General features: G+C 64.7%; 19 protein-coding genes, 2 tRNA genes and 3 pseudogenes. 19 read left to right on the forward strand and 5 right to left on the reverse strand.

Features of this window, described 5'->3' with window-relative positions; translation table 11 throughout:
* The 6 genes from ACVWW1_RS04610 to ACVWW1_RS04635 all read left to right on the forward strand — a co-directional run bounded on the left by ACVWW1_RS04610 (position 1) and on the right by ACVWW1_RS04635 (position 6,654).
* Entirely contained in the window at positions 1–1,164 is a 1,164-nt protein-coding gene (locus ACVWW1_RS04610; RefSeq protein WP_456655006.1) for an ABC transporter permease, read from the forward strand.
* A 112-nt stretch (positions 1,165–1,276) separates the two neighbouring features.
* Positions 1,277–2,590 (forward strand): adenylate/guanylate cyclase domain-containing protein, encoded by a 1,314-nt coding sequence (locus ACVWW1_RS04615; protein WP_456655007.1) that lies wholly within the window; start codon positions 1,277–1,279, stop codon positions 2,588–2,590.
* A 72-nt stretch (positions 2,591–2,662) separates the two neighbouring features.
* Complete coding sequence (locus ACVWW1_RS04620) at positions 2,663–3,391, forward strand: GntR family transcriptional regulator (RefSeq protein WP_456655008.1); 729 nt, start codon at positions 2,663–2,665, stop codon at positions 3,389–3,391.
* A 44-nt stretch (positions 3,392–3,435) separates the two neighbouring features.
* Positions 3,436–4,680 carry an MFS transporter gene (locus tag ACVWW1_RS04625; RefSeq protein ID WP_456655009.1) on the forward strand — a complete coding sequence of 415 codons (1,245 nt, stop codon included), beginning with the start codon at positions 3,436–3,438 and terminating at the stop codon, positions 4,678–4,680.
* A 15-nt stretch (positions 4,681–4,695) separates the two neighbouring features.
* On the forward strand, positions 4,696–5,595 hold the full coding sequence (locus ACVWW1_RS04630; RefSeq protein ID WP_456655010.1) for an amidohydrolase family protein: 900 nt from the start codon (positions 4,696–4,698) through the stop codon (positions 5,593–5,595).
* A 141-nt stretch (positions 5,596–5,736) separates the two neighbouring features.
* Positions 5,737–6,654 (forward strand): PhzF family phenazine biosynthesis protein, encoded by a 918-nt coding sequence (locus ACVWW1_RS04635; RefSeq protein WP_456655011.1) that lies wholly within the window; start codon positions 5,737–5,739, stop codon positions 6,652–6,654.
* Between the two features lie 13 nt (positions 6,655–6,667).
* Here the strand turns inward: ACVWW1_RS04635 and ACVWW1_RS04640 are convergent.
* The 3 genes from ACVWW1_RS04640 to ACVWW1_RS04650 form a co-directional block, all read right to left on the reverse strand.
* A protein-coding gene (locus ACVWW1_RS04640) for an IS5 family transposase (protein ID WP_207832802.1) occupies positions 6,668–7,431 on the reverse strand; the annotation gives its coding sequence in 2 pieces (ribosomal slippage) (positions 6,668–7,093 and positions 7,096–7,431; 762 coding nt in all).
* A 300-nt stretch (positions 7,432–7,731) separates the two neighbouring features.
* A complete protein-coding gene (locus ACVWW1_RS04645; RefSeq protein ID WP_456655012.1) occupies positions 7,732–8,193 on the reverse strand; it encodes a DUF488 domain-containing protein in 462 nt (153 codons plus the stop codon).
* Positions 8,194–8,203: 10 nt separating this feature from the next.
* Entirely contained in the window at positions 8,204–9,031 is an 828-nt protein-coding gene (locus tag ACVWW1_RS04650; protein ID WP_456655013.1) for a DUF72 domain-containing protein, read from the reverse strand.
* 141 nt (positions 9,032–9,172) lie between these two features.
* On the opposite strand from ACVWW1_RS04650, the gene ACVWW1_RS04655 reads away from it, so the two are divergent.
* The 10 genes and pseudogenes from ACVWW1_RS04655 to ACVWW1_RS04700 all read left to right on the forward strand — a co-directional run bounded on the left by ACVWW1_RS04655 (position 9,173) and on the right by ACVWW1_RS04700 (position 20,268).
* Positions 9,173–9,544 (forward strand): hypothetical protein, encoded by a 372-nt coding sequence (locus ACVWW1_RS04655; protein WP_456655014.1) that lies wholly within the window; start codon positions 9,173–9,175, stop codon positions 9,542–9,544.
* 67 nt (positions 9,545–9,611) lie between these two features.
* On the forward strand, positions 9,612–9,815 hold the full coding sequence (locus ACVWW1_RS04660) for a hypothetical protein (RefSeq protein ID WP_456655015.1): 204 nt from the start codon (positions 9,612–9,614) through the stop codon (positions 9,813–9,815).
* Positions 9,816–10,062: 247 nt separating this feature from the next.
* Positions 10,063–11,196, forward strand: a complete 1,134-nt coding sequence (locus ACVWW1_RS04665; protein WP_456655016.1) for a glycosyltransferase — start codon at positions 10,063–10,065, stop codon at positions 11,194–11,196.
* A 7-nt stretch (positions 11,197–11,203) separates the two neighbouring features.
* Positions 11,204–12,706 carry a glycosyltransferase family 39 protein gene (locus tag ACVWW1_RS04670; RefSeq protein WP_456655017.1) on the forward strand — a complete coding sequence of 501 codons (1,503 nt, stop codon included), beginning with the start codon at positions 11,204–11,206 and terminating at the stop codon, positions 12,704–12,706.
* Between the two features lie 79 nt (positions 12,707–12,785).
* Positions 12,786–13,481: a DUF899 family protein gene (locus tag ACVWW1_RS04675; RefSeq protein WP_456655018.1), complete on the forward strand. Its 696-nt coding sequence runs from the start codon at positions 12,786–12,788 to the stop codon at positions 13,479–13,481.
* A 425-nt stretch (positions 13,482–13,906) separates the two neighbouring features.
* Positions 13,907–15,035 (forward strand): annotated as a pseudogene (locus tag ACVWW1_RS04680) (tlde1 domain-containing protein).
* A 193-nt stretch (positions 15,036–15,228) separates the two neighbouring features.
* Positions 15,229–16,185 (forward strand): GAF domain-containing protein, encoded by a 957-nt coding sequence (locus ACVWW1_RS04685; RefSeq protein WP_456655019.1) that lies wholly within the window; start codon positions 15,229–15,231, stop codon positions 16,183–16,185.
* A 420-nt stretch (positions 16,186–16,605) separates the two neighbouring features.
* Entirely contained in the window at positions 16,606–18,123 is a 1,518-nt protein-coding gene (adh, locus tag ACVWW1_RS04690) for an aldehyde dehydrogenase (protein ID WP_456655020.1), read from the forward strand.
* Between the two features lie 87 nt (positions 18,124–18,210).
* Complete coding sequence (locus ACVWW1_RS04695) at positions 18,211–18,561, forward strand: DUF779 domain-containing protein (RefSeq protein ID WP_456655021.1); 351 nt, start codon at positions 18,211–18,213, stop codon at positions 18,559–18,561.
* 209 nt (positions 18,562–18,770) lie between these two features.
* Positions 18,771–20,268 (forward strand): annotated as a pseudogene (locus ACVWW1_RS04700) (AMP nucleosidase).
* A 57-nt stretch (positions 20,269–20,325) separates the two neighbouring features.
* Here the strand turns inward: ACVWW1_RS04700 and ACVWW1_RS04705 are convergent.
* A pseudogene (locus tag ACVWW1_RS04705) lies at positions 20,326–20,955 on the reverse strand (glutathione binding-like protein).
* A gap of 9 nt (positions 20,956–20,964) precedes the next feature.
* Complete coding sequence (locus tag ACVWW1_RS04710) at positions 20,965–21,558, reverse strand: cysteine hydrolase family protein (protein ID WP_456655022.1); 594 nt, start codon at positions 21,556–21,558, stop codon at positions 20,965–20,967.
* Between the two features lie 128 nt (positions 21,559–21,686).
* On the opposite strand from ACVWW1_RS04710, the gene ACVWW1_RS04715 reads away from it, so the two are divergent.
* The 3 genes from ACVWW1_RS04715 (at position 21,687) to ACVWW1_RS04725 (ending at position 23,001) form a co-directional block, all read left to right on the forward strand.
* Positions 21,687–22,523 (forward strand): LysR family transcriptional regulator, encoded by an 837-nt coding sequence (locus ACVWW1_RS04715; protein WP_456655023.1) that lies wholly within the window; start codon positions 21,687–21,689, stop codon positions 22,521–22,523.
* Positions 22,524–22,860: 337 nt separating this feature from the next.
* Positions 22,861–22,929, forward strand: a tRNA-Phe gene (locus ACVWW1_RS04720).
* Positions 22,930–22,934: 5 nt separating this feature from the next.
* Positions 22,935–23,001 (forward strand) — tRNA-Leu (locus ACVWW1_RS04725).
* Positions 23,002–23,042 lie beyond the last annotated feature (41 nt).

Raw genomic sequence — 23,042 nt, forward strand, 5'->3', positions numbered from 1 at the left:
ATGAGCGCGACGGATACGATCCAGAAGGATGAGGAGAGGGAGCCGGCATTCGGCTTCTGGCGGCGCAGCTACGCGATGCTGGTCAAGGAATTCATCCAGCTTCGCCGCGACCGCGTGTCGTTCGCGATGATTATCATCATCCCGGTGATGCAGTTGCTGTTGTTCGGTTTCGCGATCAACACCACGCCGCGTCATCTGCCGACCGCCGTGCTGCTGCAGGAGGATTCCGATCTCGGACGCTCGATCCTGAAGGCGATGGAGAATACCGCCTATTTCCATTTCACGCGCGAGGTGCATACCGTCGAGCAGCTCGATGAGCTGCTGCAATCCGGCAAGGTGCTGTTCGGCGTCGAGATCCCGCGCGGCTTCGAGCGCGCGGTGCGACGCGGCGACAAACCGGCGCTGCTGGTCGCGGCCGACGCCACCGACCCGGTCGCTGCAGGCTCGGCGCTCGGCGCGCTCGGGCCGCTGGTGCAGTCGGCGCTGGCGCACGACCTGCATATCGGTGATCCGCCCGAAATGCCGTTCGAGATCCGCGCCCATGCCCGCTACAACCCGGCGGCGGAATCCCGCCTCAACATCGTGCCGGGCCTGGTCGGGACCATTCTCACCATGACCATGCTGATCTTCACCGCGCTGTCGGTGACGCGCGAGATCGAGCGCGGCACGATGGAAAGCCTGCTGTCGATGCCGATCAAGCCGGTCGAGGTGATGTTCGGCAAGATCATCCCGTATGTGATGGTGGGTTTCATCCAGGCCGGGCTGATCATCGGCATCGGCGTGTTGCTGTTCGGCGTACCGGTGCTCGGCAGCCTTGCATTGCTGGGGCTGCTGACCACGCTGTTCATCACCACCAATCTGTCGATCGGCTATACCTTCTCGACCATCGTGCAGAATCAGCTGCAGGCCATGCAGCTCTCGATGATGTTCTTCCTGCCGAGCATCCTGCTGTCCGGCTTTATGTTTCCGTTCGCGGGCATGCCGGTCTGGGCGCAATATATCGGTGAGGTCCTGCCGCTGACCCATTTTATCCGCATCGTCCGTGCCGTCATGCTGAAGGGCGCGGCGATGCCGAACCTGCAATATGACACGATTGCGCTCGCCGCCCTGATGCTATTCGCCATGACAGTCGCCGTGACGCGCTTCCGCCGCACGCTCGATTGAGGCTAGGATGGATGCCGTCAATGATCGTCACTCCGGGGCGGCGCGCAGCACCGAACCCGGAATGACGAGATTCCGGGCTCGCTTCGCGCCCCGGAACGACGGGAGCAGGGGAATGGCCGGATTCCGGGACGAAGAGAAGACGGGACAGGACACCACCGTATCCGCGGACTTCCATCACGCTCTGATGCAGGAGGTGATGACCACCGAGCTGCTGCGGATCAAGGTGCTGATCGGCATCGCCGTGGTATTCTCGATGATCAGTTCGGTGATCTACTTCACGGCTCCCGATGCGCTGGTGCGGGTGTGGCATGGCAATTTCAAGCCGTCCTATCTCTACTCCGTCATTGTGCCGTTCATCCTGTTCGAATTGTGGGTGCATAGCGCGATCATCAGGCACCAAAAGCAGCGGCGCGACCTGCCGATTATCAGGCGCTATATCGGCGCCCTGATCGAGACGTCGATGCCGACGGTTGCGCTCGGCCTGCATATCGACAGCATGGGCCCGGTCGCCGCGCTCGGCTGGGTCGCACCGCTGGTCTATTTCATCTTCATCATCGCCTCGACCTTGCGGCTGGATTTCTGGCTGTCGACCTTCACCGGCTTTGTCGCGGCCTCCGAGCTGTTCTGGATGGCGATGTATTATCGTCCCGACGGGACGCTCGATCCCGCGCCGGATTTCTTCTATCACTGCGCGCGCAGTGTGGTGGTCCTGGTGTCGGGCGTGCTCGCGGGCACCGTCGGCATGCAGCTGCGGCGGCAGTTCGGCGCCAGCATCATGGCTGCCACCGCGCGCGATCGCATCACCAACCTGTTCGGCCAGCACGTCTCGCCGCAGGTGGTCGAACGTCTGATGGCAGAGGGGGCCTCTACCGCGAGCGACATCCGCCGTGTCGCCGTGATGTTCGTCGATTTCCGCAGCTTCACCGCGGGCGCGCGCTCACGCTCGCCGCAGGAGGTGGTCGATCGGCTCGACGGCGCGTTCGCAGTGCTGGTCGATATCCTCGATCGCCATGGCGGCATCGTGAACAAGTTTCTCGGCGACGGCTTTCTCGCGCTGTTCGGTGCGCCGTTCGAGGCCGGCGACGCCGCGCATCAGGCGGTCGCCGCCGCGCGTGAGATGCTCGCGGCCAATGATCGGTTCAACGCCGGGGCGAACTGGCCGCTGCGCATCGGCATCGGCATCCATATCGGCGAGGTCGTCGCCGGCAACATCGGCTCGCCGCGGCGCAAGGAATACACCGTGATCGGCGACACCGTGAATTTTGCCGCGCGGCTCGAGGCGCTCAACAAGGAGCTCGGCTCGCAATTTCTGATCTCCTCTGCCGTGCGCGAGGCGCTCGGCGACGCGTGCCCGGACGCCGTCTCGCGCGGCGAGATCCCGGTGCGGGGTTACGAGCACCCGGTGCCCGTCTGGCAATTGGGGTAGGCCGCGGCCATCCAGATTTGAGGTAATAAGGTAGCGATTGACGTGGCGTCATATACTCATATAGATGACTATATGAATTCAACCCTCGACGACCGCCTGCCGCGCTACCAGCGTCTCCGCGACGACCTCGCGGCGCGCATCAATCGCAATGAATGGCGTCCCGGAGACCTGATTCCCTCCGAGGCCGAGCTCGGCGCGCATTACGGCGTCGCGATCGGCACCGTGCGCAAGGCGATCGACCAACTCGTCAGCGACGGCGTGCTGGAGCGCCAGCAGGGCCGCGGCACCTTCGTGCGCCGCGCGCGGTTCAATTCGTCGCTGTTCCGCTTCTTCCGCTTCCAGTCCGAGAGCGGCGAGCGCCGCGTGCCGCAAAGCCGTATCCTTCGGCGCAAGGCGATGCCGGCGACCTCGGCTGTCGCCTCGGCGCTGCGCATCGGCGTCGGCGAGCCCGTCATCAGCCTGTCGCGCCTGCGGCTGATCGACAACGTGCCGCTGCTCGCCGAGGAGATCTGGCTCGAGAGGTCACGCTTCGAGGCGCTGCTCGCGCTCGCGACCTCCGAGTTCGGCGACTTGCTGTATCCGCTCTACGAGGACCGTTGCGGCCAGGTCGTGGTCTCCGCCGACGAAATCCTCACTGTCGAGATCGCGAATGAGATGCAATCGCGCCTGCTGCGGCTCGAGGCCAACGCGCCGTTGATCGTGATCGAGCGCCTGGCCTTCGATCTGGAGCGGCGGCCGATCGAATGGCGCCGCTCGCGCGGGCCGGCGGATCGCTTCCGCTACCACGCCGAGATCAGATAACGCGACATCAAAACAGAACAACAGACAAAATCACGGGAGGAATGATGGCAAACTGGTACAGCGAATGCTCGCCGCTCGAGCGGCGCACCTTCTGGGCAAGTTTTGGCGGCTGGGGGTTAGATGCGCTCGACGTCCAGATGTTCAGCCTCGCCATTCCGGCGCTGATTACAGCCTTCGGGATCAGCAAGGCCGACGCAGGGTTGCTCGGCTCGGTCACGCTGTTCTTCGGCGCGTTCGGCGGCTGGCTTGGCGGCGCGCTCGGCGACCGTTTCGGTCGGGTGCAGGCGTTGCAAATCACGGTGGCGACCTTTGCGCTCGCGACCTTCGCCTCGGCTTTCGCAATGAACTACAGCCAGCTCGTGATCCTGAAGGCGATCCAGGGTATCGGCTTCGGCGCCGAATGGGCCTGCGGCGCGGTGCTGATGGCCGAGATCATTCGCGCCGAGCATCGCGGCAAGGCGCTCGGCGCCGTGCAGAGCGCATGGGCGGTCGGCTGGGGCGCTGCCGTGCTGCTCTCGGCCCTGGTCTTCACCTATGCGCCCGCCGATATCGCCTGGCGCATCCTGTTCGCGGTCGGCCTGATCCCGGCGCTGCTGATCCTGTATATCCGCCGCGGGCTGAAGGAGCCGCCGCGCGTTGCAGCGCGCGCGGCCGAGCCGCCGTTCTTCGCGACGCTTGCCGGAATCTTTCACCGCGACGTACTGCGCTCGACCTTGATCGGCGGCCTGTTCGGCATCGGTGCCCATGGTGGCTATGCGGCGTTGACGACATTCCTGCCGACGTTCCTGCGCGAGGTGCGGCATCTCTCGGTGCTCGGCTCCAGCGCCTATCTCGCCGTGATCATCGTCGCCTTCTTCTGCGGCTGCGTGGTGTCGGGGATCATCAGCGACCGGATCGGGCGGCGCGCCAACGTGACGCTGTTCGCAGCCGCCTGCGTCGTGACGGTGCTGGTCTACATCTTCGCGCCGCTCTCCAATTCGCAGATGCTGGTGCTCGGCTTCCCGCTGGGCTTCTTCTCGGCGGGCATTCCCGCCAGCATGGCGGCGTTGTTCAGCGAACTCTATCCGGCCGGCGTGCGCGGGACTGGCGTGGGCTTTTGCTATAATTTCGGCCGCATCGTCTCCGCGGCGTTTCCCTTCCTGGTCGGCTATCTCAGCGATCACATCGGCCTCGGTGCTGCGATCGGGATCGACGCGGCGTTCGCCTATTCGCTGGTGCTGGTCGCGGTGCTGATGCTGCCGGAAACCCGCGGCAAGGTTTTCGAGCAGGCCGCCGCCACGCGCGCGTGATGATGAGGAATGATGATGACATCGTACGAACATGGGTTGACGCGGCGCCGGTTTGCCGCGGGAGTGGTTGCTGCGCTGTCGGCAGGCGGATTGGCGAGCAAAGTGAGGGCTGAGGTGCCGAAACTGGCGATCGATACGCACGCCCACGTCTTTCATCGCGGGCTGAGGCTCGCCCCCGGCCGGCGCTACGCGCCCGACTACGACGCGCCGCTCGCGCTCTATCTGCAGCAGCTCGACCAGAACGGCATCACCAATGGCGTGTTGGTGCAGCCGAGCTTTCTCGGCACTGACAATTCCTATCTGGTCGAATGCCTGAAGGCGACCAATGGCCGCCTGCGCGGCATCGCCGTGGTCGACGTTGCCGTTGCCGCCGAGGAGCTTCGCACGCTCGATCGCGTCGGGGTGGCGGGCATCCGTCTCAATCTGGTCGGCCAGAAGCTGCCCGATCTGACGTCGCCGGACTGGACGGCGCTGCTGGCACAGATCAGAACGCTCGACTGGCAGGTCGAGATCCAGCGCAACGCCGGCGATCTCGCGACGCTCGCGCCACAGCTGCTCGACCAGGGCGTGAAAGTCGTGCTCGATCACTTCGCCTTGCCCGATCCAAAGCTCGGCATCGACGATCCCGGATTCCAGTCGGTCCTCAAGCTTGGCGCGACGCGAAATGTCTGGGTCAAGATCTCCGCGCCCTATCGCAATGGCGCGGCCGGCGAGGCGTTCGCGAAGCAGGCCTATCCGCTGCTGCGCAATGCCTACGGGGTCGACCGGCTGCTGTGGGGCAGCGACTGGCCGCACACGCAATTCGAGGCGACGCAGAGCTACGCCAGGAATCGCAAATTTCTTGACGAGCTTATCGTCGACGCTGATGAGCGCGCCCGCGTGCTCGCATCGCCGCGCGAGCTGTTTCGCTTCTAAAGCATGATCCGGAAAAAGAAGCGGCTTTCCGAGGAGATCATGCTCAAACAAGGAGCGCGATTGTACCGAGTGCTCTGAAGGGCGTCGTTGCTGCTGTGTTACGATGACGCCATCGGAACGACCGGCACAAGGACACGCAAGATGCAGCGCCGCTATATCACCGTCGACGTTTTCACCGATCGCGCCTTCGGCGGCAACCCGCTCGCCGTGGTGCTCGACGCCCAGGGGCTGTCGACCGCGCAAATGCAGTCGATCGCGACCGAGTTCAACTATTCCGAGACGACCTTCGTGCTGCCGCCGCAGGACAAGGCCAACGACGCGCAGGTTCGCATCTTCACGCCGGTCAGGGAGCTGCCGTTTGCCGGGCATCCCAATGTCGGGACCGCCTTCGTGCTGGCGCAGCTGGCGAAGGAGCCGAAGCCGCGTCTGATCTTCGAGGAGAAGGCGGGGTTGGTCCCGGTCGATATCGCGCGCGAGGGCGGCAGGGTCGTTGCCACTGAACTGACCGCCCCGCGGCCGCTGTCGCGCCTGTCGCAGTTCTCCGCCGGTGAGGTCGCGAGCCTGATCTCGCTCACGGCAGACGACGTCAGGACGGATCGCCAGGCACCGCAGGTGGTTGGGGTGGGAACGCCGTTCCTGGTCTTTGAGGTCGCATCGCGCGATGCGGTCCGGCGAGCAAAGCCGGATGCGGCGGCGTTCGCGCGCTTCTTCCCGCGTGACGGAGCATTCTCCGCGTATTTCTACACGCGCGACGTCCCCGTCGCGGAGGCGCCTTGCGATCTGCAGGCACGGATGTTCTTTCCGGGATCAAGCGGCCTGATCGAGGACCCGGCCACCGGCAGCGCCACGGTCGCCGCGGCCGCGCTGCTTGCCGCGCTCGATCCGTTGCGCGACGGCGACCTGAAGCTGACGGTCGGCCAGGGTTTTGACATGGGCCGGCCGAGCCTGCTGCTGACCCGCGTGCGCAAGCAGGATGGCGCAGTCCTATCCGCACATGTCGGCGGGGCCTGTGTGCAGATGATGGAGGGGACGTTGAGCATCGCGGGGAACGAAGGCTAGGTGGTGTGGACACTTACCGCATCCAAAGGACGATGGCTGCGAGAGTGACGACGGCTAGGTAATTTCGGGCGGTCTTTTCGAAGCGGGTTGCGACGCGTCGGAACTGCTTGAGCTTTGAGAAGCAGCATTCGACGAGGTGACGCTGGGCATAGAGGTGCTTGTCCAGCGGGTATTTGAGTGCGCGTGACGGGTTGTTGGGGATGACGGCGAGCGCGCCCTTGGCGGCGATGGCTTGGCGCAAATGATCGGCGTCATAGGCCGTATCGGCCATGACGACCTCGGCAGGTAGTCCCTCGATCAATGCGGCAGCTTGCGGTGCATCGCCCTTCTGGCCTGCGGTCAGCGCGAACCGTACGGGACATCCCAAGCCACGAACGGCCATATGTATCTTGGTGCTCAGGCCACCGCGCGAGCGGCCGATCGCCTGATCTTCAGACCCCCTTTTTTGGCCCCGGCGGCGTGCTGATGCGCCCGGACGATGGTGGAATCGACGATCAAATATTCGAAGTCCGGATCATCGGACATCGCCTCGAAGATCCGCCACCAGACGCCCTTGATGCTCCACCGACTGAAGCGCCGGAACACGCTGTTCCAATCCCCGAACGCCTCCGGGAGATCACGCCAGGGAGAGCCCGTGCGAACAATCCAAAGTACACCTTCCACGAACATCCGATTGTCGCGCCCAGTGGAGCCCTTCTGGTCGGGGCGACCTATGATCAGCGGCGCCATGCGCTCCCAAGCCGCGTCGCTCAATACCAAACGGTCCATCACACCCAAGACTGCCTCCCCAAAAGCAGTCTTGAATCTGATTTGCGCCTAAAAGGGAATCCTTAGAGTCCACACCACCTAAAGCGGGATGAGTTTTGGTTGAATCGGCTTGGCGCGGTCTCGGTTCACCTCTCCCCGTTGGGGAGAGGTCGGATTGCGCCTGGCGACGCGAAGCATCGTCCAGTGCAATCCGGGTGAGGGCTCTTGCTCTCTCGATAGACCGTAACCCCTCACCCGATTTGCTGCGCAAATCGACCTCTCCCAAGGGACTTTCGACGCCGTTCCAGCTCAACCTGATCTCATCAGGCCTTAGACCTGGGGCGCTGCCAGGTTTTCGATCTTGACGCCGTCGCGCTCCTCGATGATCTCGGCGATCCAGCGGCGGTGGCAGTGCTCGTGGTCGCGCTCGTAGCAGAGGATGCAGACCGGGCCCGACTTCTTCACCAGCGCCGACAGCTCGTCGAGCTCCTCCTTGGCCTGCACCGTCTTGAGGTGCGCCGAGTAGATCTTGTGCAGTAGCGCATATTGCCCGCTGCGCGCCGCCTCCCGTCCGCTCTTCGGCGTGCCGAGGCCGCGCAGGTGGACGTAGCCGATGCCGCGCTCGTCGAGGCCCGCGGCGAGCTGGGTCTTGGAGAAGCCGGGGCGGCGCGAGGACGCCACCGCGCGGACGTCGACCAGCAGCTTGACGCCGGCGTGCTGCAGCTCATCGAGCACGGCCTTCGACGGCGTCTGCTCGTAGCCGATGGTGAACAGCTTTTTCGCCTTCGCCATCGCCAGACCTTCACTTCACCCGTTCGATCAGCTCCATCGCGCCCGCGGGCGCGCGGATCTTGCCCTCGTGGATCACGTAGGCAAACACGTCGCGCGGCGTCTTCTTCGGCGCTGATTTGTCGACCCGCGGCAGGTCGTCCGGCTCGCTGCCGCGGGCCCAGTCCTGAAACCGCTTGGCCCAGGCGTCGAGCTGCTTCGGCGGATAACAGGTCTTCAATTCGTCATTGCCCTTCTGCAGCCGGGCATAGACGAAGTCGCTGGCGATATCGGCGATCGCCGGGTATTTGCCGTGCTCGGCGAACACCACGGGTACCTCGAATTGCCGCAGCAGCGCGATGAATTCCGGCACGCAAAAGCTGTCGTGACGCACTTCGACGACATGACGCAGCGCGCGGCCGTCGAGCTTGCGCGGCAACAGCTCGAGGAATTTGCCGAAATCGGCGCCGTCGAATTTCTTGGTCGGCGCAAACTGCCAGAGCACCGGGCCGAGCCGGTCCTTCAGCTCCAGCACGCCCGAATCATAGAACCGCTTCACCGAATCGCCGGCCTCGGCGAGCACGCGGCGGTTGGTGGCGAAGCGCGGCCCCTTCAGCGAGAAGATGAAGCCGTCGGGCACCTCGCTGGCCCATTTGCGAAAGCTCTCCGGCTTCTGCGATCCGTAATAGGTGCCGTTGATCTCGATCGAGGTCAGCTTGGAGGCGGCGTAGGACAGCTCCTTCGCCTGCGTGAGCTTCTCGGGATAGAACACCCCGCGCCACGGCTCGAAGGTCCAGCCGCCGATGCCGATATAGATTTTGCCTCTGTCTGTCTTGGTCGCCTTGGTGGGAGCTTTGGCCACGACTGCACTCATCGCGAGGAGGGGGAACAGGGATCGAGAGTAGTCAAAATAATCGTGATTGGCCAGTTTGCCAGATTGGCGCGGCGGTGCTTATCGTCGCTCTCGCTCTTCGCTACGATGCGCCAAAATGGAGAACAACACATGCGCATGCTGGTTGCGGCCGCCCTCTTGATCACGTCCTCCGCTGCCATATCGTCCGCTGCGATGGCCGATGAGGTCGACGATGCGCACAAGCTCGCGATCACCGGTCGCGACGCCTACTGGAATTGTCTCGCCCGCGAATATCCCCGCGACAGCAACAAGGCGATGTCCGACCAGGAGTTCACCTCGCTGATCGCCAATGTCTGTCCCTCAGAGCGGCAGAACTTCCGGGTGTCGCTGATCGACTTCCTGTCGCTGCAGTTTCCCAAGCAGGATGCCGACGTCAATCTGACGACGGCCAACCGCGCGATCGAGTTGGCGCAGAAGGACATCGTGACCGCCTTCACCCGCCGCAGGGCCGCGGCGAAATAGGTTCCCGAATCCTGTTGCGGCCGGCCGATTTTTGATATCAATCCGCGCAGGCAAGGGGATGATCGGCATGAGATCACAATCGACGGCAGGCTTCTTGGGCGCAGTGGTCGCAGCCATCGTGCTGGCGGCGGCGTTCATCTACGGGCCGTCGCTGAGCCAGCTCCGTAACCCGACCCAGCCCGCAGCCGTGCAGGCGGCTCCCGCCGCCGAAGCCGCGCCGGCGGCCCCGGTGCCACGCGGTCCGGTGATCCGGGAAGTCCCGAACAACTAGTGCCACCGCCCCCTTGCGGACCGCTTGGGGCCTTCCCATCTAGCATTCAACGGCGACGTTGCAGCTTAAGGGCTCCGGCGCTGGGACGACCACGACATTGTTTGGCTGCGCCGGATGTACGCGCGCCCCTTGTTCGTGGTCGTTGGCATTTTCAGGGGTATTTTGCCCCGTTTTCCCGCTTTCCGAGACAGCGTTTGGGTCGGCCCGCCTTGGCAGCGGGGGAGGCTGCGGCTATACGCTGGCGCTCATGAATGACGCCATCAAACTAGGCCCCGAAACCTCCTCGCAGGCAGCAAGTTTGCCGCAGCTCTCGGTGGTCGTCCCGACCTTCAACGAACGCGACAATGTCACGGTGCTGTACCGCCGGCTCGACGCGACCCTGAAGGACGTGTCCTGGGAGGTCATCTTCGTCGATGACAATTCGCCTGACGGTACCTGGGACGTGGTGCGCGCCCTGGCGCGGAAGGATTCCCGCGTGCGCTGCATCCGCCGAATCGGCCGGCGCGGCCTGTCCGGCGCCTGCATCGAGGGCATCCTGGCGTCGAGTGCGCCCTATGCCGCGGTCATGGACGCCGATCTCCAGCATGACGAGACCCAGCTCCCGAAGATGGTCGCGCTGCTGCAGAGCGGCGAGGCCGAACTCGTGGTCGGCAGCCGCTATATCGAGGGCTACAAGACCGAAGGCTTCAACAAGCAGCGCGCCGGCGCCAGCGCCTTTGCCACCGAGATCGCGCGCCGCTCGTTGAAGGTCGAGATCGCCGACCCCATGAGCGGCTTCTTCATGATCCGCCGCGACCGTTTCGAGCAGCTTGCGCCGCAGCTCTCGACCCAGGGCTTCAAGATCCTGCTCGATGTCGTGGCGACGGCGGAAGGCAAGCTGCGCGCGGTCGAGATTCCCTACACATTCGGTGCCCGCCAGCATGGCGAGAGCAAGCTTGACTCGATGGTCGCGCTCGACTTCCTTGGTCTCGTGCTGGCGAAGCTGACCAACGACGTGATCTCGCTGCGCTTCATTCTGTTCGCAGCGGTCGGCGGGCTCGGCCTGCTGGTGCATCTCAGCGTGCTGTTCATCGCGCTGGAGCTGTTCAAGGTGCCATTCCCGGAGGCCCAGGCCACCGGCGCGATCGTCGCCATGACCAGCAACTTCATCCTCAACAATTTCCTCACCTATCGCGACCAGCGGCTGAAGGGCTTCGGCATCCTGCGCGGCCTGCTGCTGTTCTATCTGGTCTGCAGCGTGGGCCTGCTTGCCAATGTCGGCGTCGCGTTCTCGGTCTACGACCAGGAGCCGATCTGGTGGCTTGCGGGCGCGGCCGGCGCGCTGATGGGCGTGGTGTGGAACTACGCGATGTCCGGGCTGTTCGTCTGGCGCAAGCGATGACGGTGGCATGAACGCGAACGAGGCGCGGCTGGCCCGGAACACCGCTCTTGCGGTGTGCGCGCTGGTCGTGTTGCGGCTGGCCGCCGCCGCATGGACGCCGCTGACCTTCGACGAAGCCTATTACTGGATGTGGTCGAAGGCGCTTGCTGGCGGCTATTACGACCATCCGCCGATGGTGGCGGTTGTGATCCGGCTCGGCACCATGATCGCGGGCGACACGGCGTTCGGCGTGCGGCTGGCGTCGATTCTGCTTGCGCTGCCGATGAGCTGGGCGATCTATCGGGCGACCGAGATCCTGTTCGGCGGCCAGCGCATCGCCGCCAGCGCAACAATCCTGCTCAATGTCACGCTGATGGCCGCCGTCGGCACGCTGATCGTGACGCCGGATGCGCCGCTGCTGGTTGCCGCGAGCTTCCTGCTGTATTCGCTCGCAAAGGTGCTGGAGAGCGGCCGCGGCGCCTGGTGGCTTGCGGTCGGCGTCAGCGCAGGCTTGGCGTTGCTGTCGAAATACACGGCGCTGTTCTTTGGACCCGCGATCCTGATCTGGCTTGCGATGGTGCCGAAGCTGCGGCGCTGGTATCTCTCGCTTTGGCTCTATCTCGGCGGCCTGGTTGCGGCCGGCCTGTTTGCGCCGGTCATCCTCTGGAATGCCGATCACCACTGGGTGTCGTTCATCAAGCAGATGGGCCGCGCCCGGATCGAGGACTTCCGCCCGAATTACATTGCCGAGCTGATCCCGACGCAGTTTGCGTTCGCGACGCCATTGGTCTTCATCCTCGGTGTGATGGGCCTCTACGCGCTCTCCCGGCGGCGCGCCGGCGCGATGCCCGCGCGCGTGCTGGTCAACACGATGTTCTGGACCATCGTGGTCTACTTCACCTGGCACGCGCTGCATGCGCGGGTCGAGGCCAACTGGTTCGCGCCGGTCTATCCGGCCTTTGCGGTGGCGGCCGCGGTCGCGGCGATCCAGGTGCAGTGGGCGCCGCGCGAGCAGCGCACGATCGATTTCTGCCGCCGCTGGGCCGCGCCCACTGGCGTCGTGCTGTTCGCTCTGCTGATCGTGCAGGCCAATACCGGCATGCTCTCGGGCTACCGCCGCGACGCCACCGTGCGCAGCGTCGGCGTCGGCTGGCAGGAGCTCGCGGGCGAGATCGAGGCGGTGCGCGCACGGTCCGGCGCGAGCTGCGTGCTGTCGCCGGACTACGGCACCACCGGCTGGCTGGCCTTCTATCTCCCCAAGGGCAGCTGCGTCGCGCAACAAGGCCAGCGCATTCGCTGGGTCAACATGCCCGAGCCGAGCCCGGCGCAGCTGGCCGGCAAGCTGCTGTATGTGCATGAGGTCGAGCAGGCGATGCCGGCCTCGGTGCGCGACAATTTCGCCCGTGTCGAGACGGTGGCCGAGGTCGAACGCATGCGCGGGCCGTTGGTGATCGAGACTTACGCGCTCGATCTGCTGGACGGTGCGAAAGGCGAGGTCTTCGACCGTTCGCCGCCGCCGGAACTGCAATAAAACTGTCACTCGCGCATGTCGGATCGTCCGGGTCCGGCTCGTCTTCCAGGGAGCCCGTCAACCCCGCGAGGTTCCAACCATGACCAGTTCCGTCCTCAAGCCCGCCGCTGAACTTGCCAACACCAATAACAGGCGCTTTCCCAATGAGAGCGCCGAATATCGTCGGGCGCGCCAGGCGCTGCTCGTCGAGGAGATCGAGCTGCGCCGGCACATCGCGCGCGTCGCCGAGCTGCGCCGCGCCTTGCCGCCGGGCGGCGAGGTGACCAGGGCCTATGAGTTCACGGGCGAGTCCGGCGCAGCATCGCTCGCCGATCTCTTCGGTAGCAAGCAGACGCTCATCATCTACAGCTACATGTTCGGCCCACAGCGCGAGAAGCCGTGCCCGATGTGCACATCGTTCATGGGCACATGGGAGGAGAAGCTGCCCGATATCGGGCAGCGCGTGTCGTTCGTTTTCGTGGCGCGCTCGCCGATCGCGCGGCTGATCGAGGCGAAGAAGGCGCGCGGCTGGACGCGTCATAAGGTCTATTCGGATGCGTCGGGCGATTACACGCGCGACTATGTCAGCAGGGATGACAGCGACGTGCCCGGCTACAATGTCTTCACGCGCCAGAGCGGCGTGATCCGGCATTTCTGGGCCGGCGAAATGGGAGCCGGCACGGTCGACCCCGGCCAAGACCCGCGCGGCGCGCCGGATCTGGATCCGCTCTGGACCCTGCTCGACACCACGCGCGAGGGGCGCGGCGCGGACTGGTATCCGAAGCTCAGCTATTGAGAGATGGATTTTGCTCGATCCCCGCGCGATTACGGGGCCGTCGGCAAGGAAATTCTCCCTAGGATTTATCTCGGCATGCGGCGGCGGAGCCGCGTGCCGGAGTGTCCCATCATGGGACAAAAAAGCCGTTTTGCCGGTCCGTTGCCATCTTAAAAAAGCCCTACGGCACAGGCACTTCCCGCGCCGCAGGGGATCGCATCCGGTTAAGTCGCATTTAACTAAAAGTCGCCTTAATGGCCGTCTGTGCCCCCGCGCGACGTTGAGCCGAACATCGTTCGACGATGCGTCGGGTGAGGGACAAAGGTGGACCTGTTTTGAGCGCCGGGCGTATGGGTACGAGTGCGAGTGCGTATGTTCTTGGGGCGCCAAGCCGCAAGAAAACCTCCCGAAAAATCCTCCCACAGCATTTCCTCGGCAGCGCCGCGGTGGCGGGGCTGGTGCTTGGCTGCGCCTGGACCGTCTATGCCAACATCTTTGCGGCGAGCGTCTATCCGTCAGTCGGCAATGCGTCGTTTGAAGCGCCGGTGGTGAAGCGGCCCGTCGCGGTCGCCGCGCGGCCCGCACCCGCGTTCAACGAGGTGTTCGCGTCCTTGACGCCCGCGCCGGCGGCGCCCGCCAAGACCGAGATCGCGAAGTCGGAAGCCCCGACACCGTCACTTATGTTTAACGATCGGTTTGCGGCCGCCCGCGCCCGAGGGCGTCGCGTCCAGCGTCGTGGCTGACGCCGCACCGCAGATCGACCCGATCAAGCAGGCCGCTGAACCCAAGGTCGCCGTAGCGGCGAGGGCGGTGGCGACGGCAGAGCTCGCCGAGACATCGAAGCCGTTGCCGGCGCCGAAATCGGTCGAGACCGCCAAGAAGCAAGCCGCCGCCAATCTGAAGGTGGCACTCAACGATCCCGCTGCGACGGTTGAGTCCAAGGGAACTGAGAAGGCGCCTGAGGCGAAGCAGGCGACCAAGTCTGGTGGCGTCCGTGACATGGCCGCGCGCGCCAAGGCCGCGGTGCTGTCGATCGCATCGAGCGAGCGGCAGACCATGGTCGAGAAGCTGTGGGGCAAGCGCGAGTCGAGCGGCGGGCTGCTCTCCTTCGCCTCCGCCGACGCCAATGTCACCGGCAGCATTCCCTCGACGCTGGACCAGAACCCCATGCTCGGCGGCTCGCCGCCCTATGACCGCCAGACCGCGGTCTACGATATCTCGGCCAAGACCGTGTATTTGCCCGACGGCACGCGGCTCGAGGCGCATTCCGGCCTCGGCTCCCGGCTCGACGACCCCAGGTCCTCGCATATGAAGATGGTCGGCGTGACGCCGCCGCACATCTACGAACTCAAGCCACGCGAGGCGCTGTTCCACGGCGTGCCGGCGCTGCGGCTCAATCCGATCGGCGGCGAAGGCAAGATCTTCAACCGCGACGGCCTGCTCGCGCACACCTTCATGCTCGGCCCGAACGGCGACTCCAACGGTTGCGTCTCGTTCAAGGACTATTACGCGTTCCTCGATGCCTACCGTAACAAGGGCATCCGCCGCCTCGCGGTGTTGGCGAGGATTCAGTAAGCGCCGTCCTCCTTGGGGGCGCTGTCCCCACGGCGTGAACGACGCAATGCCGCCCCCGGACCTGTCCGAAGGTCGCAGTCCCATCCCTTGAAAGGCCGCTGGGAGCGCTATATCCTGCGAAATACAAGGATGCCAGGGCCAACAGCGCCGCGCTTGCGAGGGTCACAGGACCCGCGGAGCAGGGGAGGGAAGCATGAGCCGGTCGCCAGGCGTCATGCACACGGACAAGGTTCTCGACGTGCTGGCCGGAGGCGGGACGCCATCCGACCTGTCGGCGTCGTGGCGTCGGTCCGGCCATCTGCATGCGCTCGATCCGGCGAGCCGCCTGCCGTCGCATCGTCTCGGCCACGCTGAGATCGCCGCTGCGCAGCAGCGCCTCGGCGAATTCCTGAAAGTCGCCCAGCGCACGCTCGACCGGCTGTTCCTTTCCGTGGGCGGGGTCGGCTGCTCGGTGCTGCTGGCGGACCGCGACGGCGTCGTCGTCGACCGGCGCGGCGCGGGCGCCGATGATGCGACGTTCGACGCCTGGGGGCTCTGGACCGGTGCGGTCTGGAGCGAGAAGTACGAGGGGACCAACGGCATCGGCACCTGCATCGTCGAGAAGCGCCCGCTGTCGATCGACCGTGGGCAGCACTTCTTCACGCGCAATTCCGGACTGTTCTGCACCACCGCGCCGATCTTCGACGAGCATGGCGAGCTTGCCGCAGCGCTCGATGTGTCGTCCTGCCGGGCAGACCTGACCGACGGATTTTCCCGGCTGATTGCGACCACGGTGACGGACGCCGCGCGCGCGATCGAAGCCGAGAACTTTCGCCGGGCGTTTCCCGATGCACGAATTCTGCTGACACCGCGAAGCGAGCGCGCCGTCAACTCGCTGCTCGCGGTCGATCGCGACGATCTCGTGATCGGTGCAACGCGCGCCGCGCGCCGCGCGCTTGGCCTCAACGCGGCGTCGCTGGCGCGGCCATTGCCGGCGGCCGATCTGATCGGCGAGACGCGCGACGACGGCGGCCTGGCCGCCGCGGAACGTGCAGCGTTGCAGCGTGCGCTGGCGCGCGCCGGCGGCAATGTGTCGAAAGCCGCCAAGGATCTCGACATGTCCCGCGCCACGTTGCACCGCAAGCTCAAGCAGCTCGGCTTGCATCGCTAAGGCGCGACGAGTTTTGGTTGAATCGGCTTGGCGCGGTCTCACCTCTCCCCGTTGGGGAGAGGTCGGATTGCTCTCGGCGATGCGAAGCATCGTCCGGTGCAATCCGGGTGAGGGCTCTTGCTCTCTCGATAGACCGTAACCCCTCACCCGATTTGCTGCGCAAATCGACCTCTCCCAAGGGAGAGGTGAACTTTCGACGCCGTTCCAGCTCAACCTAATCTCATCATGCTCTAGGACATTTCCGCAAGCTCATTACCGGCGTCCGGAGCGCTGACGCATCTGTGCCAATTTGCGGCGCACTCTGTCTCAGATTTGCGACAGTCCCCCGCGGCCCTTGGGGCAGGCTCCTGTTCTGTCCGCCTGATTTGACCGAGCGTTCCGGCCAACGCCGTGTGCATCGGCGTGCCAACGGAGGAACACATGAACAAGGTTGACATGCAGTCCGTGCTCAAGGCGCCGTTCGCCAAGCGCTACGGCAATTTCATCGGCGGCGAATGGCGCGAACCCCGCTCCGGAAAGTATTTTGAGAACATCTCGCCGGTGACCGGCCTTCCGGTCTGCGAGATCCCGCGCTCCGACGCGTCGGATATCGAGGCCGCGCTCGATGCCGCACACGCAGCCAAGGACGCCTGGGGCAAGACCAGCGTTGCCGAGCGTTCGTTGATCCTCAACAGGATCGCCGACCGGATGGAGGCCAATCTCGAAAAGCTCGCCACCGCCGAGACCTGGGACAACGGCAAGCCGATCCGCGAGACGATGGCCGCCGACATGCCGCTGGCGATCGATCACTTCCGTTACTTCGCCAGCGCGATCCGCGGACAGGAAGGCTCGATCTCGGAGATCGACCACGACACGATCGCCTATCACTTCCACGAGCCGCTCGGCGTGGTCGGCCAGATCATTCCCTGGAATTTCCCGATCCTGATGGCGACCTGGAAGCTTGCGCCCGCGCTCGCCGCCGGCAACTGCGTGGTCATCAAGCCGGCCGAGCAGACGCCGGCCTCGATCCTGGTCTGGCTCGAACTGATCGGCGATCTCCTGCCCAAGGGAGTGGTGAACGTCGTCAACGGCTTCGGCCTCGAGGCCGGCAAGCCCTTGGCCTCGTCGAACCGGATCGCCAAGATCGCCTTCACCGGCGAGACCACGACGGGCCGGCTGATCATGCAATATGCCTCGCAGAACCTGATCCCGGTGACGCTCGAACTCGGCGGCAAATCGCCCAACATCTTCTTCAAGGATGTCTGCGCCGAGGACGACGATTTCTTCGACAAAGCGATCGAAGGCTTCGTGATGTTCGCGCTCAATCAGGGCGAGGTCTGCACCTGCCCGAGCCGCGCGCTGATCCACGAATCGATCTATGACCGCTTCATGGAGCGCGCGCTGAAGCGCGTCGAAGCGATCACCCAGGGCAGCCCGCTCGACCCGACCACGATGATCGGCGCGCAGGCGTCCTCCGAGCAGCTCGAGAAGATCCTCTCCTACATCGACATCGGCAAGAAGGAAGGCGCCGAGGTGCTCGCCGGCGGCGAGCGCAACAATCTCGGCGGCGGGCTCTCGGGCGGCTACTATGTCAAGCCGACCGTGTTCAAGGGCCACAACAAGATGCGCATCTTCCAGGAGGAGATCTTCGGGCCCGTGGTGTCCGTGACCACCTTCAAGAACGATGAGGACGCGCTCTCGATCGCCAACGACACGCTCTACGGCCTCGGTGCCGGCATCTGGAGCCGCGACGTCAATCGCTGCTACCGATTCGGCCGGGCCATCCTGGCCGGCCGGGTCTGGACCAACTGCTACCACGCCTATCCAGCGCATGCGGCGTTCGGCGGCTACAAGCAGTCCGGCGTCGGCCGCGAGAACCACAAGATGATGCTCGACCATTACCAGCAGACCAAGAACATGCTGGTGAGCTACAGCCCGAAGAAACTCGGCTTCTTCTGATATTCCGGCTGCCCCCGCGTTCAGGGGGACGAAGACGACAGGCTTTCGGCGGGATGTCCCGCCGGAGCCTCCATCACGGAGGCCGAGATGGCTGACAAGGTGACCGCGACGCCGGCTGCGCTGGCGCTGATTGCCGAGATCGTCGCCGATCATGGGCCGGTGCTGTTTCACCAGTCGGGTGGTTGCTGCGACGGTTCGTCGCCGATGTGCTATCCGCAAGGTGACTTCCTGATCGGCGATCATGACGTCAAGCTCGGCGAGATCGGCGGGGCGCCGTTCTACATCAGCGGCGCGCAATACGACGTCTGGAAGCACACCGATCTGATCATCGACGTCGTTCCCGGCCGCGGCAGCATGTTCTCGCTCGACAACGGGCGCGAACGCCGGTTCCTGACCAGGTCCGAAATCTGCGCGCTGCCGCCGCGCGAGCCGGAATAGAGCATGATCCGGAGAAGTGCGAAGCGGTTTTCCGAAAAGATCATGCTAAAACAAGATTCTAAAGCGCGATGACGATTCAGCCTGATTTCATCGCGCTTTAGAACGGCCTGGCGCGACCGGCGCCGATCTGGAACTGGAGGCCATTGTCGTTATACTGCGCTGATCCAGGGCGAGTCCCAACTCGGCAACGGATCGGGTGCAAAGCGAACATGTCTCCCACGCCTCCCATCGAAACTCCGCCGCCGATCACGACCGAAGCGTTCGTCGATGCGAGCGCCGCCGTTGCCCGTCTCGAAGAGATCTACGAGCGTAACACCGGATTCCTGCGCAGTCGCTTCGAGGCCTATGTCAACGGGGTGCCGTGCACGACGCGGGTGCGGGCACACTACCCGTTCGTGCGCATCACGACCTCGTCGCATGCCCGGCTCGATTCCCGTCTCGCCTACGGTTTTGTCGCGGGACCCGGTGTCCACGAGACCAGCATCACGCGGCCGGACATTTTCCGGACCTATCTCACCGAGCAGATCGGGCTCCTGATCAAGAACCATGGCGTGGCGGTCGAGATCGGCGAGTCGAACGAGCCGATTCCGATCCATTTCGCCTACCGGCGGGACATCAATATCGAGGCGGCGCTGACCGTCGCCGACAGCTCGGCCTTCACAAGGTCGCTGCGCGACGTGTTCGACACGCCCGACCTTGCCGCGATGGACGATGCGATCGCCGACGGAACGTTTGAACTGACGCCGGGCACACCCGAGCCGCTCGCCCTGTTCCGTGCCGCGCGCGTCGATTACTCGCTGCGCCGGCTCTATCACTACACCGGCACCGATCCCGAGCACTTCCAGAATTTCGTGATCTTCACCAACTACCAGTTCTATGTCGACGCCTTCGCGCAATCGAGCCTTCAGCGCCTCGTTTCGGGTGAGGAAGGCCTCGAGGCCTTCGTCGCGCCCGGCAATGTGGTCACACGCAACGCGCTGGCAGGCGGCGGCGTGAGCGGGACGGCCTCGGATCGCGTCCCGCAGATGCCGGCGTTTCATCTGGTCGAACCCGGCTATCGCGGCATCACCCTGATCAATATCGGGATCGGTCCATCAAACGCGCGCAAACATCACCGATCACGTCGCGGTGCTGCGGCCGCATGCCTGGCTGATGATCGGGCATTGCGCCGGCTTACGCAACACGCAGCGGCTCGGCGACTATGTGCTGGCCCATGGCTATGTCCGTGAGGATCATGTGCTCGATCACGAGCTGCCGCTCTGGGTACCGATCCCCGCGCTTGCGGAGATGCAGGTCGCGCTCGAGGAGGCGGTCGGCGAGGTGACCGGGCTCACTGGCTTCGAGCTCAAGCGGTTGATGCGCACCGGCACGGTCGCGAGCGTCGACAATCGCAATTGGGAAATCAGCGGGCCGCAGGTGATCCGGCGGATGTCGCAATCGCGCTCCATCGCGCTCGACATGGAATCGGCGACGATCGCCGCCAATGGCTATCGCTTCCGCGTGCCCTACGGCACGCTGCTGTGCGTCTCCGACAAGCCGCTGCATGGCGAGATCAAGCTGGCGGGCATGGCGAGCGAATTCTATCGCCAGCGCGTCGGCCAGCACCTTCAGATCGGCCTGAAGGCGCTGGAGCGGCTCAAGCAGCAGGAATCCGAACGGCTGCATTCGCGCAAGCTGCGCAGCTTCGCCGAGGTCGCGTTCCAGTAGCCGATCACGGTCGATGCGCTCGTAAGCCCTCGCTGGAGAGGGAGCGCCCCCCGGCGATCACGCCGCCATCTTCTTCCACAGCTGCGTCTCGATGCCGACGGCGGCCTTCACGTGCGGGCGCGCCTGCATTCGAGCAAGATAGTCGACGAGTTCGGGCCACTGCGCGATATCGACGCCGGCAGAGCGAAGCAGCATCAAGGCTCAGGTGAGATGCGCGTCGGCGACCGTGAAGCGGTCGCCGACGAGATAGTCGCGACCATTGAGGCGCGCGGCGGCGACCGAAACGGTTTGCCCGATCCGTTCGCGCGCGCTGGCCTTCGATGCATCGTCCTTGTACCAGAAGGTCGGAAACAGGAAGCCTTTGTGGATCTCGGTGCCGATGAAGCTCAGCCATTCCTGCAGGCGATAGCGGTCCAGGTCGCCCGGCGGCGGCGCGAGACCGAGCTCGGGCTTCCGATCGGCGATATACTGCAGCACGGCCGCGCTTTCGGTCAGCCGCTCGCCGTTCTCAAGAACCAGTACCGGCACCGCACCCTTCTGCGACACCACGCGAAAATCGCTGTCGTCGTCCAGCACCTTCTTGGTCCAGATATGGGCCAGGTGGTAACGCGCCTCGATGCCGGCTTCCATCAACGCGATGCGGCTGGCGAGCGAGCAGGCCATGGGAAAGAAATAGAGCTGGAGCATATTGCATCCTCAGGCGAGGGCGTTGCCGCGCGCGATGATCGCGAAGCGGTCGGACAGTTCGGCGAGGGCGACGTCGTGAATGAGCTTGGCGGCGATCGTGCCGCCTGTGCCGTCGGGCAGGTCGCGGGTGGCGCAGCCGTCGGCATCGATCGTGGTGCGGAAGCCGAGATCGAGCGCGGCGCGGGCGGTCGAGCTGATGCACATATGCGTCATGAAGCCGGCGAGCACGAGCTCCTTGCGGCCGGTCGCGGCAAGCTGCGCGTTGAGGTCGGTGCCGGCGAATGCGTTCGGCAATTGCTTCTCGATCACGCTCTCACCCGGCAGTGGCTTAAGCGGCGCGACGATCGCGCCACGCTCGGCGGTGCGATCGAACAGGCTTCCCGGCGCTCCCTTGTGCGCGATGTGGATGATCGCAGCGCCGCTTTCCCGCGCGCGGGCAAGCAATGCGGTGGCACGCGCAATCGCGGGGCTGGCGTCGGGCAGGGCCAGGGGACCGGCGAGATATTCGTTCTGGATATCGATCAGCACCAGGCAGCTGTCGCCGAGGCGGGGCGGGGTGAGGTCGATACCGGCAAGCTGCATCAGCGTTTTGGCTGCGGTCATGGTCCCGAGAACTCCAGAGGATGCGTCTTGCGAAAATATAGCCGCGGACCGGCCTGCTGTTATGCAGGGATATTGCAGCCGGTGGCTGCGTTATTGCAGGTGGGCCGGACGCGATGTAGCCTGAGGCCATGAACTGGGACGACCTTCGCATCATCGCGGCCGTCAGGGATGAGGGCACCTATGCCGGCGCCAGCGCGCGGCTGCGCATCGACGAGACCACGGTCGGCCGCAGGCTGGCGCGGATCGAGCGCGCGCTCGGGCTACGTTTGTTCGAGGCTGCCGACGGCGTCCGCAAGCCGACCCGGCAGTGCGACGTGGTGCTCGCGCACATCCAGGCGATGGCCGCGCATGCCGAGGAGATCGGCCGGATCGGCGAAAGCCTGCCCGGCCCGGTCGGCCGGCTCCGCATCGCCTCCACCAACGCGATCGCGGAGGAGGTGCTGGCGCCGCGCACCGGCGAATTGCTGCGCGCCCATCCGGGCCTGACGTTGCAGTTTCTGACGTCGAGCGAGAACGTCAAATTCTCGCGCTGGGAGGCCGATCTCGCGATCCGCCTGCGCAAGCCCGACAAGGGCGACTTTGCGATCTCGAAGCTCGCCGAGGTCAGGCTGTATTTCTTCGAGCCGGCCGCGACGACAGCGGGCGAAGCAGTGACGTGCGCCTATCCCGATGAGCTCGGAGGGATTCCGGAAATGCAGTTTTTGCGCGCAAGGCGGCTTCGTGCGCGCTGCGTCACCGACAATGTCCGCATCATCCACAAGCTGGTCCAGTCGCATCAAGCAGTCGGTGTGCTGCCGGAGCATAGTTGCGTGGACCTGCTGACCGATCGCCGTCTGCGCGCCACGCTGCTGCCGAAGCGGCGTGACGTCTGGCTTCTGGTGCAAAGCCATCTCAAGCGCGATGCGGCAACGCGCGTCACCATCGACTGGCTGCGCGCCTGCTTCCAGGACGTCGCGCGCAGCTGACGAGGTGGGGACAGGGAGACGGACTTACCCTCGGTCATTCCCCGGTGCGCAAATTGCGCACCTGAGGGCGGCGCGCAGTGCCGAGCCGGAATCCATTTTTCAGCAAAGCTTGCGGCTCGATGGATTCCGGGTTCGTGCTTCGCACGCCCCGGAATGACGAGGTGAGCGGGCGCCACAACGCGTCTCGTCATGAAAAAATCACACGCAGCCCTCTTGCAACCCGGACGTGCTTCGTTTATTAGCCCGCTCCTTCGCTTTGGCCACGGGCTCGGGCTCGTTGAGATCCCGACTGGCGCGAGCCGCTCTGCGGTGTCGTGTTCCGCCGAAATGAAGATCGCGAGATGTAGCTCATGGAGAGCATCGGGGATGAAACCCCGAAGGTATCGGTTCGATTCCGGTCTCTCAATCAAAGGATAGCTCAGTTAGGTAGAGCAGGTGACTCAGAATCATCGTGTCGCGGGTTCAACTCCCGCTCCAAGCGCTCCGTTCAGCCTGAACAGCTGATACCTCTGAAGGGGA

It is taken from the genome of Bradyrhizobium sp. JR3.5, from assembly GCF_054057015.1.